Genomic DNA, 11,853 nt, shown 5'->3' with positions numbered 1-11,853 from the left:
CTCGTCTTGCCGCAAAACAGCGCTTGGCGCGGACTCGCATGAAACGGCAACAGGCCCTAGCGTGGCCAGCGCGCGGGGCGGGTTATGACGCGATACCGAGCCGTTTGAGCAGCAGCGCCATCTGTGCGTGCAGGCGGTTCTCGGCCTCGTCCCAGACCACACTCTGGGTGCCGTCGATGACGCTGGCGCTGACTTCTTCGCCGCGATGGGCCGGCAGGCAGTGCATGAACAACGCATCGGCCTTGGCCTGACGCATCAAGGCATCGTTGACCTGATGCGCGGCGAAATCAGCCAGGCGTTTCTCGCGGCTCTGTTCATCGCCCATGCTGGCCCATACGTCGGTAACCACCAGATCGGCGTTGTCCGCGGCCTGGTGTGCCGAGTCGCAGACCACCACATGATCACCGCCGCGCGCCAGGATATCGGCGTCCGGGGCATAGCCTGCGGGGGTAGCGATTTTCAGCGTGAAGCCCAGAAGCCGCGCGGCATTGATATAGGAATGACACATGTTGTTGCCATCACCGATCCAGGCCACGGTCCGGCCGGTGATATCGCCGCGATGCTCGACGTAGGTCTGTAGATCGGCCAGCAGCTGGCAGGGATGCAGGCGATCGGTCAGCCCGTTGATGACCGGCACGCGCGAATACGCCGCAAACTCCTCGAGCACGGCGTGCGAGTGGTTACGAATCATGATTGCATCGCACATGCCGGACAAGACACGCGCCGTATCCGCGACCGGCTCCCCGCGCCCAATCTGGGTATCCCCGGGCGACAGAAAGATCGCATGGCCGCCCAGCCGGGTCATGCCCGCCTCGAACGACACGCGGGTACGGGTCGAGGCTTTTTCAAAGACCATCGCCAGCGTCTTGCCCACGAACGGGCGATCGGCTGGCGCGCGCTGCTTGCGGGCAATTGCGCTTTCGATGACAGAAAGAATACCCGAGCGACCGAGATCGTCGAGGCTTAGAAAATGTCGCGCGGTCATGAGCGTCGGATTGTGTAGGCGTGGGCCGCTCGTGGCCGGGCAGCGGTCTGGGCGGCTACGTCGGGGCACACGAGACAATCGGCTATCGTCCAATAAAAAAGGCCCCGTCGCAATGCGACGAGGCCTCGGACTGGCGACATGCGCGCTGGCTTAGCCGGCGGCGTCGAACTTCTTGGAGATGCCGTCCCAGTCGACCACACTCCACCAGGCTTCAACATAGTCCGGCTTCTTGTTCTGATACTTCAGATAGAAGGCGTGTTCCCACACGTCCAGACCCATGATCGGCTTGCCGGATTCCGAAACCACGTCCATGACCGGGTTGTCCTGGTTGGGCGTGGGCACGATCTTGAGCTTGCCGTTGTCCGGCACGAGCCAGACAAAGCCGGAGCCGAACAGGCCGGTGGCCTCACCGGTGAACTTCTCCTTGAAGTCGTCGAACGAGCCGAAACTGGAATCGATGGCATCCGCCAGCGCACCGCTGGGCTTGCCGCCACCGTTGGGGCTCATCGATTCCCAGAACAGAATGTGGTTGAAATAACCACCGCCCTGGTTGCGCACGCCGGAACCGTGCTGGCCGGCCTTGGCCAGAATCGTTTCCAGATCCTGGTCTTCGAGTTCCGTGCCTTCGATCGCTTTCTGGAACTTCGTCAGGTAAGCGTTGTGATGCTTCTGATGATGGATTTCCATCGTGCGCGCATCGATATAGGGCTCGAGCGCGTCGTAGTCATAGGGCAGGTCGGGCAGTTCAAATGCCATGTTGTCGTCCTTTTGATGACGCAAATGAATTGACGTCTCCTATTTATATAAGGTTTGACCGATATTTTTCAAAGCCTTTATCGCATTAGCGGCTGTTGCTGTTTGGTAGGAGTCCTTGCCGGGGGTTGATCATGGCGCGTTGGCACCTATATTCGGCCATTGATCACATATCTCCAGCCGATAAAGGATTCGCTGATGAGTGCCAAGGCCATGGAAGTCATCAAGAACGAAGTCGAGACCAACCCGGTCGTGCTGTACATGAAAGGCACGCCCGATTTCCCGCAGTGCGGCTTTTCCGCACGCAGCGCCGAAGCGCTCAAGGCCTGTGGCGTGGCTTTCAAGGCGGTCAACGTGTTCGACGACGAAGAAATCTATCGCCAGGGCGTGAAGGTCTATTCCAACTGGCCGACGATTCCGCAGCTGTTCGTGAGCGGCGAGCTGGTGGGTGGCTCGGATATCATCATCGACCTGTTCCAGTCGGGCGAGCTGAAGACCATGCTGGAAAACGCCAGCGCCGGCAGCGCCTCGTAAGCGACGCACCTCAAACGAAAAGGCCGGCTTCTCGCCGGCCTTTTTAATGAACGCGACGATCCCATGACACAAGATTCTCCGACGCCTCGTCTCGGTATCGTATTGATCGGTGATGAGCTGCTTTCCGGCAAACGCGCCGACAAGCACATGCCCGCCGTGATCGAGCGACTTTCAGCGCGCGGCATGGAATTGTCATGGGCGCGCATGGTCGGCGACGACGCCGATCTGTTGACACGCACGTTGCGTGAAACGCTGTCGAGCCCGGATATCGTGTTCAGCTTTGGCGGCATCGGCGCCACGCCCGATGACCGGACGCGCCAGTGCGCGGCGGCCGCGGCCGGTGTCGCACTCGAGTTCAACGCCGATGGCCGGGCGATTCTTGAAGAAAAATGGGGCGACAAGGCCTATCCCCAGCGTATTCATATGGTGGAGTGGCCAGTCGGGGCAAAGGTTATACCGAACCCGATCAATCAGGTGCCCGGCTTCTCGTTGGGCGATCATCATTTCGTGCCCGGCTTTCCCAACATGGCCTGGCCCATGATCGAGTGGGTGCTCGACACACATTACGCCGCACTACACAGCCACGAGCGGCGCGTTGAATATCTGGTCGAGGTGTTTGATACCCCGGAAAGCGCGTTGATCGAGTTGATGCAGTCGGTCATGAATGCCCATCCGGGCGCGCGCATTGCCTGCCTGCCGGCAGCCGACGGCCGTCGCGCCATCGAGTTCGGCGTGAGCGGCATGCCAGGCGTGGCCGCCGAGGCGTTCGATAGCCTGTACGAGGCCCTGGTGGCCAAGAGTGTGCCGCTCGGCGAAGCGCGCCAGCGTTAATCGGGGGCGCGCCGGTCCAAATCAATCGGTGCGCCGAATACCGGCACGATGAAACGCGTGGCCTGAGTCGTCGATAAGGCCGCCGCCAGATCGCGTGCCGGGGCCTCACGGGATTCGTCGGTCAATCGGAACGTGCCGAAATGAATCGCGATCGCCGATGCAGGCGCCAATGCTTCAAAGGCCTGTACCGCCTCGGCGGGGTTCATGTGCTGGGCGGCCATGAACACGCGTGGCTCATAGGCGCCGATGGGGAGCAGGGCACAGCCCAGGTCCGGAAAACGCGTGGCGATCGCCGCGAACAACGCAGCGTCATAGCCGGTATCTCCGGCAAAATAAACGTGTTGCCCGCCACAGGCGATGACATAGCCACACCACAGCACGCGGTTGCGATCAAACACACCGCGCCGAGACCAGTGCTTGGCCGGCGTGGCAGTGATCGTCAGCGCGCCGACATGGCCGGCCTGCCACCAGTCCAGCGTCGTGACCCGTGCGGCGCCGTGCTTCTCCAACCAGACATGAAGCCCCAGACCGGCCACAAAGCAGGGCGCATGGTCGCTAGCGAGTGCCCGAATCGTGGCGGCTTCGAGATGGTCATAGTGGGCGTGGCTTATGAGCACGACATCAATGGGCGGCAGATCGCCGTAGGCGATCCCCGGCGGATGGGCACGCTTTGGGCCGATCCCCGGCAACGGACTGACCGTGTCGGCGAACACCGGATCGGTGAGAACATTGACCCCGGCGATCTGGATAAGCGCCGTGGCGTGGCCGATCCAGGTGACACGTAAGCCCGCCACGCGCTCGGCAACGGGAACACGCGGCTGGCGTGGCGCGGGCGTCCAGGCCACCAGATTCGCCCGGCGCGTGATGAGCCAGCGCCACAGATCGCGCTGTCGGCACGGCGTCTCGGCGCGCCCCGGATAGAAGAAACGCCGACCGTCAAAATGATCGGTCGGCGTGCTCGGTAGATCCGGTCGTGGGGCGTCGCCCAACAGCTTGGCTGCGATATTCAGACTTTCTTGCCCGCGAGATACAGCCAGGTCGAGACCACCGTATCGGGGTTGAGCGACATGGACTCGATGCCTTGCTCCAGCAGCCACTTGGCCAGATCCGGATAGTCCGAGGGCCCCTGGCCACAGATGCCCACGTACTTGTTGTTGCGCTTGCAGGCCGAGATGGCTTTTTCCAGCATGATCTTGACCGCCGGGTCGCGCTCGTCGAACAGGTGGCTGATCAGCCCCGAGTCGCGATCCAGCCCCAGCGAGAGCTGGGTCATGTCGTTGGAGCCGATCGAGAAGCCGTCGAAGTATTCGAGGAACTCGTCGGCCAGCACGGCGTTACTGGGCAGCTCGCACATCATGATCACTTTGAGATCGTTTTCGCCGCGTACGAAGCCGTGGGACTCGAGTAGTTCGGAGACCCCCTTGGCCTCGCCCAGCGTGCGCACGAACGGGATCATGATCTGCACGTTGGTCAGGCCCATGTCGCCGCGTACGCGTTTCATGGCCTCCAGCTCCAGCTCGAAGCAGGCCTGGAAGTCCGCGGCCAGATAGCGCGAGGCGCCGCGCCAGCCGATCATGGGGTTTTCTTCTTCCGGTTCGTAGGCCGCGCCGCCCAGCAGGTTAGCGTATTCGTTGGACTTGAAATCCGACAGGCGCACGATCACCGGCTTGGGGTAGAAGGCCGCAGCCAGGGTCGAGATGCCCTCGACCAGCCGGTCGACATAGAACTCACGCGGGCTGTTGTAGCCGGCGATATGCGCATCGATCTGGCGCTTCAAGTCCTCGGGCTGCGCGTCGTATTCGAGAAGCGCTCTCGGATGCACGCCGATCTGGCGGTTGATGATGAACTCCAGCCGCGCCAGGCCGACGCCGGCGTTGGGGATACCGGCGAAATCGAAGGCCCGCTCGGGGTTGCCCACGTTCATCATGATCTTGGTGTCGATCTCGGGCATCTTGTCGAGCGAGACTTCATCGATATTGAAATCAATGATGCCGTCGTAGACATAGCCGGTATCGCCCTCGGCGCACGAGACGGTCACTTCGGCCTTGTCGGCCAGTTTTTCCGTGGCATCACCACAGCCCACGACCGCCGGAATACCCAGCTCGCGGGCGATGATGGCCGCGTGACAGGTGCGCCCCCCGCGATTGGTGACGATGGCCGCGGCCCGTTTCATCACCGGTTCCCAGTCGGGATCGGTCATGTCGGTGACCAGAATATCGCCGTCCTCGACCTTGTTCATCTCCTTGATCGAGGCGACGTTGCGCACGCGGCCCGCACCCACGCGCTGGCCGATCGAGCGGCCTTCGACCACGACGTCATGGCCGGCCGAATCCAGCTGATAGCGCTCAAGCGTCGTGGCGTTGGATTTCACGGTCTCGGGCCGGGCCTGAAGAATGAACAGCTGGCCGGTCTCGCCGTCCTTGCCCCACTCGATATCCATCGGCCGGCCATAGTGGCGCTCGATGATCAGGGCCTGGGCGGCCAGGGCTTCGGCGTCGGCGTCGGTGAGCGAGAATTTCGCCTGATCGGCGGCCGCCACGTCCACGAACTCGGTGGTCTTGCCGTGGCTGCGATCCGCGGTATAGACCATCTTGATGGCCTTGCCGCCTTTCACGCGGCGCAGGATCGCCGGGCGCCTCGCATCGATATTGTCCTTGTAGACATAGAACTCGTCGGGATTGACCGCGCCCTGAACCACGGCCTCGCCCAGGCCCCAGGAGCTGGTGATGAAAACCACCTTGTCGAAACCGGATTCGGTATCGATGGTGAACATCACGCCACTGGCCCCGGTATCGGCGCGCACCATGCGCTGGATACCGGCCGACAGGGCCACCTGGCTGTGCTCGAAGCCCTTGTGCACGCGATACGAGATCGCCCGGTCATTGAACAACGAGGCGAAGACATCCTTGATCGCCAGCATGATGTTATCCAGCCCGCGGACGTTGAGAAACGTCTCCTGCTGGCCGGCAAACGAGGCATCGGGCAGATCTTCGGCCGTGGCCGAGCTGCGCACCGCGACCGCGATATCATCATGACCGTCGGCGAGCTGCGCGAAGGCGTCACGAATCGCGTCTTCGAGTTCGGGCGGGAAGGGGTGTTCGATGACCCAGTTACGGATCTTTTCGCCCGTGGCAACCAGGGCATCGACGTCGTCGACATCCAGATCATCCAGCGCGGCATTGATCTTGTCGGCCAGGCCGTCGTGGGCCAGGAACGCGCGATAGGCATCGGCCGTGGTGGCAAAGCCGTCGGGCACAGAGACACCGGCATCAGCCAGATGACTGATCATCTCGCCCAGCGAGGCGTTCTTGCCGCCGACCGATTCGACGTCGTTCATACCAAGCTGGCTGAACCAGACCACTTGCGAGTTATTCACGCGTGACTTCCTCTGACTGGGCAAGTTGTAACGGCCCGCATTCTACACAGCCGGAATCATGTGCCCGCATGGGAACGATTCCGGCCCACGTAGCGCGCCGGGTGGCCGCGTCATGACAGGGCTGTCGTGTCATCGACGCGGTAAATGATTCACGGCACCATGCCACGATGACTACGACATCCGATAGCGGCCAGCGCCCGGTCTTCTTTGTCTCTGACCGGACCGGCATCACCGCCGAGACGCTGGGGGCAACGCTGCTCACCCAGTTCGATGAACGCCAGTTCCGACAATCCACGCTGCCGTTCATCAACTCGGCCGAGAAGGCCCGTCAGGCGCTGGAATACATCGAGCATACCGGGCGCTCGCTGGGCACCCGGCCCATCGTGTTCTCGACCACGGTTTCCGACGAGGTGCGCGAGGTGCTGCGCGGCGGCAACGTCGTGTTCCTGGACCTGTTCGATGCCTTCGTGCCGCAGCTGGAGGCCGCACTCGAGGCCAAGTCGTCGCATCAGATGGGCCGCGCCCACGGCATCGCCGACCAGGCGGTCTATGAATCACGAATTGATGCCATGAACTATGCCCTGACCCACGACGACGGCGTGGGCGAAAACGGCTACGCGCGGGCCGAGGTGATCCTCATGGCACCCTCGCGCTGTGGCAAGACACCGGTATGTATCTACATGGCCATGCAGCACGGCATCTTCGCCGCCAACTATCCGCTGACCGAAGACGAGTTCGAGTCTCGCCACCTGCCGGCGGCACTGGCCCCGCATCGCGATAAGCTCTACGGGCTGTATATCGGCGCCGATCGGCTGCATCAGATCCGCAGCGAGCGTCGCCGCGGCAGTCAGTATGCCGCCATGGGCCAGGTCAGCTACGAGCTGCGCCAGGCCGAATCGCTCTACAAGCGCCACCGTGTGCCTTACGTTGAGACCACCAACCGCTCGATTGAAGAGGTTGCGGCCGTGATCATGCAGGACCGTGGCCTGCGGCGGCGCTCGTTCTGATTTGAAAAGCGCCCACGCGGGCGTATATTCACGCGATGCCCAGACTCAAGCGAAATCACTGGCTGGCCGGCGCCGAGCCGCGCAGCTTTACCGGCCTCATGGGGCTCTACGAGAGTAACTTCCGGCGCTTCGAGCGCCTGGCCCCGGAGCTGGATCTGCCGTTTGATACGGCGCGCTCGCTCGGGGAAGAGGCCACGCTGTATCTTCGCGTGATCGAGCGGTGTCGCTATACGACCACGCTCAACCTGACCTACTGGTTCGGTGAAGGCGAGGCCGCGCGTGCCGATCCGGACATCACGCTGCGCGTGTACCGCGATGCCGAACTGGCCGAGGCGATCTATTGCGATGCACGCTCGCGCTATGCCGCGCTGGCCGGCGTACCGAATATCGATGAAGACGTGCTCTCCGAGCAATGGCCACGCAATCTGCTGCTCAACAAATGGCTGGCCTATTGCCTGGCCCAGGGCCACGGCTTCGGCGGTGCCAACCGGCCGCGCGACGATACGCGCTAGACGGTATCTAGCCGCGCGCCTCGCGTTCGGCTTCCGGCTCCACGAGTTGCAGGCCCAGCTCTGAAATCATGCCGTCGGCGATCTCGCGCACGATCAGGCGAGCGCTGCCCAGATAGATTTCATCGCCGGTGACCGGGCGCCGGCGCAGGCGTTGGCGCACCAGCCGGCCCAGCGTGAAATCGGCTTCCTCGCCGTTCAATGTAATGCCATAAAGCCGTGCGAATTCGCCAGCCGGCGCATCGGCATGAATCGTGAATGGGCCAAAGAAACGATTGGGCTGGGTGATCGGGTCCCGGGTTTCGCCCTGGAACAGCCGTGCCAGCTCGTGACGAGCCTGGTTGGGGGCGATCAGGTAGACCAGATCGTCAAAGGCGAAGGTGAATCCGGTCTTGGGCAGGATCAGCCGGCCACGACGCGCAACGGCGGCCACGCGAATATCGGCCAGCCGATGCAGGGGCGCGGCCCCGGCGCCCGACATGATCGATGCACTCTCGATGCGATATCCCAGCAGCTGATAGCCATCGCCGCGCTGGCCCTCCAGGGCAAAGGCGGCCACCGGCTCCGGCTCCGGCGGCACCTCCAGTTTAAGCAGGCGTGCCATGCCGCCCAGCGACGTGCCCTGGATGATCAACGACAGCAGCACCACGGCAAACGCGATGTCGAACAGAAACTGGGCATCCGGCAGCCCGGCCATCAAGGGAAACAGCGCCAGCACGATCGGCACCGCCCCGCGCAGGCCCACCCAGGCGATGAAACCCTGCTCGCGTATCGGAAATCGAAACGGCAAGAGGCTGACATATACCGCAGCCGGCCGCGCGATGAAGATCAGAAACAGGGCGATGAGAAACGCCGGTACGGCATCGGCCCAGATCTGGCTGGGATTGACCAGCAGGCCCAGCAGCAGGAACATCCCGGCCTGAGCCAGCCAGGCCAGTCCGTCCATGACGCGAAAGACATGCTCGGTGGCCTGATTGCGTCGGTTGCCGATCACGAGCCCCACGAGATAGATGCCGAGAAACCCGCTGCCGCCCAGCTGGTTGATCGCCGTGAAGGCCATCACCCCGCCGGATGCGATCAACAGCGCATACAGGCCCTCGACCAGCGGGATGCGCGCGACCAGCCAGGCCAGTGCCGTGCCGAGCGTCAGGCCGCCGATGATGCCAATGCCGAACTGCTGGATCAGCTCGATGGCCACCGTGCCGACCTGAAAGGGCGCGTCATTGCCGATGGCAGTCATCAAAAACGTGACCAGAAAGATCGCCATCGGATCGTTCGTGCCGGACTCGATTTCCAGCGTGGCCGATACACGCTCGTTCAATGCCACCCCGGTACTGCGCAGCTGCGAAAACACGGCCGCGGCATCCGTGCTGGCCACGATCGAGCCCAGCAGCAGCCCATAGCGCCAGTCCACCTCAAGCACGAAGGCGATGAAGGCACCGGCCAATGAGGCAGAGACCAGCACGCCGGCCGTCGCCAGAGATAACGCCGGTCGCAGGCCCACGCGAAACGACTTGAACGGGGTACGCAGCCCGCCGTCCAGCAGGATGATCGCCAATGCCAGATTGGCGATGAAATACGTCACCGGCACGTTTGAAAAGCCGATCTGGCCGATCCCGTCGTTGCCGGCCAGCATCCCGCAGACCAGAAAGATCAACAGCAGCGGCGGGCCGAAGCGCGATAGCGCACTGGCCATCACGCTCAGGAACAGAATCAGGCCCACCACGAACAGGATGATATTGGTTTCGGTCATTGCGCTGCGCTTAGAGGCCTTAGCCCATTATGGACATGCCGCCAAGCGATGGGTTCGTGTTGAGCCGTCATGTATCGGGCCGTACCCTGTAGTCAGCGCATAACCAAATAACCTTATCGCATGATAAATCCAGTATTCCTACAGATCGGGGTGTGCGCGTGCTGAGTATCGTCTTTGGCACGATCGTGGGCCTGGCGCTGGGTTTGACCGGCGGCGGTGGCTCGATCTTCGCGGTGCCGCTGTTGATCTATGGTCTTGGCGTGGCGCCACGCCAGGCGATCGGCCTGTCGCTGGTGGCCGTCGCACTCACCGCGGCTTCGGGCGTCGTGCAGGCCGCCCGCCGCGGCGTGATCGAATGGCGCGCGGGCGTTATATTCGCCTTGGCCGGCATGGTCGCCGCACCGGTCGGCGTCTGGATGGGCGATCGGGTCAGCGAAACCGCGACCCTTTTGGCCTTTGCGGTCCTGATGCTTGGCGTTGCCACGCGCATGCTCGTACGTGCGGCGCGTTCGCCGCAGGATGCCCGAGTCGTGCGGGCCCGTGTCGCTGAGCGCGCCGGCGACGATGCGGCCACGGTGTGTCGCTACGCCACCGATGGACGCCTGCGACTGAATGCCCCGTGCAGCGCCGCACTTGCCGGCGTTGGCTTGTTGGTGGGCGTGGGGTCGGGGTTTTTCGGTGTCGGCGGCGGCTTTCTCATCGTGCCGGCGCTTGTGTGGATCACCGAGATGGGCATTCATCGCGCGGTGGCCACGTCGCTTTTCGTAATCGTATTAATCGGGCTCTCGGGTGTCGTGTCCACGCTGGCGGCTGGGCGTGTCTTCGACCCGATCATCGCCGCCGGCTTCATCCTCGGCGGGCTGCTCGGCATGACGCTCGGTCGTTACGGCGCCGAGCGCCTGGCCGGGCAGCAGCTCCAACGGGTGTTCGCGATCGCGATGGTCGTGATCGCGATCTTCATGCTGGCCAAGCCGTTGATAACGGCATAGGCCGTGGGGCAGTGGGTCTTGGCCAGCCGGCCAGCGCCGAGATAGACAAGAGCGTCAGTATCTCAGCGTTGAGCGGTCAGCGACGGTGGTGCTTAACAGGCGCCACGCTTGCCCCGTAAACGCTGCAAGATGCTGCCGTCAGACAATGAAAAACCCCTGTCGGTTACCCGGCAGGGGTTTCAAATGGTGGAGGCGGCGGGAATCGAACCCGCGTCCGCGGATTCTCGACCCTTGGATCTACATGCTTATCTCGTCTTTGATTGTCGGCACAGGCTACCCGACGAAAAGGGACAACCTGCGCGTAGCTTCGTTTGTTCTTAACGGATCAGCCCGAAACGGGGCTTTACCGCGAGTCTATGTAATATGACATCCGTTGCTGGGAGCACAGACACTCACCAGGCGGACGCTAGCGGGGTTTAAGCCGCTAGTGCGTAGTTGTCGTCGTTCGCAACTAGCTTAAGTTGCAACCGGATTAACGAGGAAGATTGCAACCTCGGCATGCACCTTGGGTTTTGACATCCGCGTCGAAGCCATGTCGCCCCCGAAAACTAAGCGTTCAGTGTAACACCCTGAATGATGGAGCGGGTCGCCTGTTTTTCAACTAAATGGCATCTAGCCGTCGCTACGCATGATCTGGGCCTTGCGCCGCTGCCAGTCCTGGGTCTTTTTGGTCTGACGCTTGTCGTACTTGGCCTTGCCCTTGGCCAGGGCAATTTCCAGCTTGGCCTTGCCGCGGCGCCAATACATGGCGGTCGGCACGATGGTATAGCCTTTCTGCTCGGTCGCGCCGATCAGCGAGGCCAGTTCGCGGTCGTGCAGGAGCAGCTTGCGCGTGCGTGTGGCATCGGCCAGGACATGCGTCGAGGCGGATTCCAGCGGCTGGATATGGCTGCCCAGCAGAAACGCTTCGCCGTCCTTCATCAGGACATAGGCTTCGGCCACGCGGCCTTTGCCGGCGCGCAGGGATTTAACCTCCCAGCCTTCCAGCACGAGCCCGGCCTCGAACTTGTCTTCCAGGAAGTAGTCGTGGCGGGCGCGACGGTTCAGCGCGATGGTCGAGCCCTGCGGTGTCTTGTTGTCTTTAGCCTTGCTCATATGGACTTAGTATAGCGCTAG

General features: G+C 62.6%; 11 protein-coding genes and 1 other RNA gene. 5 read left to right on the top strand and 7 right to left on the bottom strand.

Annotated elements, in window-relative coordinates:
• Window positions 1–82 precede the first annotated feature (82 nt).
• Together argF and SAJA_RS06620 are read right to left on the bottom strand one after the other, a co-directional pair.
• On the bottom strand, window positions 83–985 hold the full coding sequence (gene argF, locus SAJA_RS06625) for an ornithine carbamoyltransferase (protein ID WP_123657877.1): 903 nt from the start codon (window positions 983–985) through the stop codon (window positions 83–85).
• Between the two features lie 150 nt (window positions 986–1,135).
• Complete coding sequence (locus SAJA_RS06620) at window positions 1,136–1,741, bottom strand: superoxide dismutase (protein WP_123657876.1); 606 nt, start codon at window positions 1,739–1,741, stop codon at window positions 1,136–1,138.
• A gap of 195 nt (window positions 1,742–1,936) precedes the next feature.
• Here SAJA_RS06620 and grxD point away from each other — a divergent pair, with 195 nt between their 5' ends.
• Both grxD and SAJA_RS06610 read left to right on the top strand, forming a co-directional pair.
• Entirely contained in the window at window positions 1,937–2,272 is a 336-nt protein-coding gene (gene grxD / locus SAJA_RS06615) for a Grx4 family monothiol glutaredoxin (protein ID WP_245963246.1), read from the top strand.
• 63 nt (window positions 2,273–2,335) lie between these two features.
• A complete protein-coding gene (locus tag SAJA_RS06610; RefSeq protein ID WP_123657875.1) occupies window positions 2,336–3,103 on the top strand; it encodes a competence/damage-inducible protein A in 768 nt (255 codons plus the stop codon).
• Here SAJA_RS06610 and SAJA_RS06605 read toward each other — a convergent pair.
• Both SAJA_RS06605 and ppsA read right to left on the bottom strand, forming a co-directional pair.
• The gene (locus tag SAJA_RS06605; protein WP_184999780.1) at window positions 3,100–4,092 is read right to left on the bottom strand and encodes an MBL fold metallo-hydrolase; all 993 of its coding nucleotides are present in this window, start codon (window positions 4,090–4,092) and stop codon (window positions 3,100–3,102) included. The two genes, SAJA_RS06610 and SAJA_RS06605, sit on opposite strands and share 4 nt — an antisense overlap.
• Before the next feature lie 17 nt (window positions 4,093–4,109).
• Entirely contained in the window at window positions 4,110–6,479 is a 2,370-nt protein-coding gene (ppsA, locus tag SAJA_RS06600; protein ID WP_245963245.1) for a phosphoenolpyruvate synthase, read from the bottom strand.
• Between the two features lie 167 nt (window positions 6,480–6,646).
• On the opposite strand from ppsA, the gene ppsR reads away from it, so the two are divergent.
• Window positions 6,647–7,486 (top strand): posphoenolpyruvate synthetase regulatory kinase/phosphorylase PpsR, encoded by an 840-nt coding sequence (gene ppsR / locus SAJA_RS06595; RefSeq protein WP_123657873.1) that lies wholly within the window; start codon window positions 6,647–6,649, stop codon window positions 7,484–7,486.
• 35 nt (window positions 7,487–7,521) lie between these two features.
• Window positions 7,522–7,998 carry a DUF1249 domain-containing protein gene (locus SAJA_RS06590; RefSeq protein WP_123657872.1) on the top strand — a complete coding sequence of 159 codons (477 nt, stop codon included), beginning with the start codon at window positions 7,522–7,524 and terminating at the stop codon, window positions 7,996–7,998.
• A 7-nt stretch (window positions 7,999–8,005) separates the two neighbouring features.
• Here the strand turns inward: SAJA_RS06590 and SAJA_RS06585 are convergent, their stop codons facing one another.
• Window positions 8,006–9,748 (bottom strand): potassium/proton antiporter, encoded by a 1,743-nt coding sequence (locus SAJA_RS06585; protein WP_123657871.1) that lies wholly within the window; start codon window positions 9,746–9,748, stop codon window positions 8,006–8,008.
• Window positions 9,749–9,906: 158 nt separating this feature from the next.
• Here SAJA_RS06585 and SAJA_RS06580 point away from each other — a divergent pair, with 158 nt between their 5' ends.
• On the top strand, window positions 9,907–10,737 hold the full coding sequence (locus SAJA_RS06580) for a sulfite exporter TauE/SafE family protein (protein WP_221180149.1): 831 nt from the start codon (window positions 9,907–9,909) through the stop codon (window positions 10,735–10,737).
• A 184-nt stretch (window positions 10,738–10,921) separates the two neighbouring features.
• Here SAJA_RS06580 and ssrA read toward each other — a convergent pair.
• Window positions 10,922–11,280: a transfer-messenger RNA gene (ssrA, locus tag SAJA_RS06575) on the bottom strand.
• A 69-nt stretch (window positions 11,281–11,349) separates the two neighbouring features.
• Window positions 11,350–11,832 (bottom strand): SsrA-binding protein SmpB, encoded by a 483-nt coding sequence (gene smpB, locus SAJA_RS06570; protein WP_123657869.1) that lies wholly within the window; start codon window positions 11,830–11,832, stop codon window positions 11,350–11,352.
• Between the last annotated feature and the right edge of the window lie 21 nt (window positions 11,833–11,853).

It is taken from the genome of Salinisphaera japonica YTM-1 (genome assembly GCF_003788585.1).
GTDB classification, from domain to species: domain Bacteria; phylum Pseudomonadota; class Gammaproteobacteria; order Nevskiales; family Salinisphaeraceae; genus Salinisphaera; species Salinisphaera japonica.
The sequence above is the reverse complement of the archived record's forward strand: the minus strand, read 5'-3'. Positions and strand labels throughout refer to the sequence as shown.

Excerpts from the sequence above, each read along its gene's own strand:
- grxD (WP_245963246.1), top strand. The coding sequence starts at position 1,937 with ATGAGTGCCAAGGCCATGGAAGTCATCAAGAACGAAGTCGAGACCAAC.
- argF (WP_123657877.1), bottom strand. The coding sequence starts at position 985 with ATGACCGCGCGACATTTTCTAAGCCTCGACGATCTCGGTCGCTCGGGT.
- SAJA_RS06620 (WP_123657876.1), bottom strand. The coding sequence starts at position 1,741 with ATGGCATTTGAACTGCCCGACCTGCCCTATGACTACGACGCGCTCGAG.
- SAJA_RS06610 (WP_123657875.1), top strand. The coding sequence starts at position 2,336 with ATGACACAAGATTCTCCGACGCCTCGTCTCGGTATCGTATTGATCGGT.
- smpB (WP_123657869.1), bottom strand. The coding sequence starts at position 11,832 with ATGAGCAAGGCTAAAGACAACAAGACACCGCAGGGCTCGACCATCGCG.
- SAJA_RS06590 (WP_123657872.1), top strand. The coding sequence starts at position 7,522 with ATGCCCAGACTCAAGCGAAATCACTGGCTGGCCGGCGCCGAGCCGCGC.
- ppsR (WP_123657873.1), top strand. The coding sequence starts at position 6,647 with ATGACTACGACATCCGATAGCGGCCAGCGCCCGGTCTTCTTTGTCTCT.
- SAJA_RS06585 (WP_123657871.1), bottom strand. The coding sequence starts at position 9,748 with ATGACCGAAACCAATATCATCCTGTTCGTGGTGGGCCTGATTCTGTTC.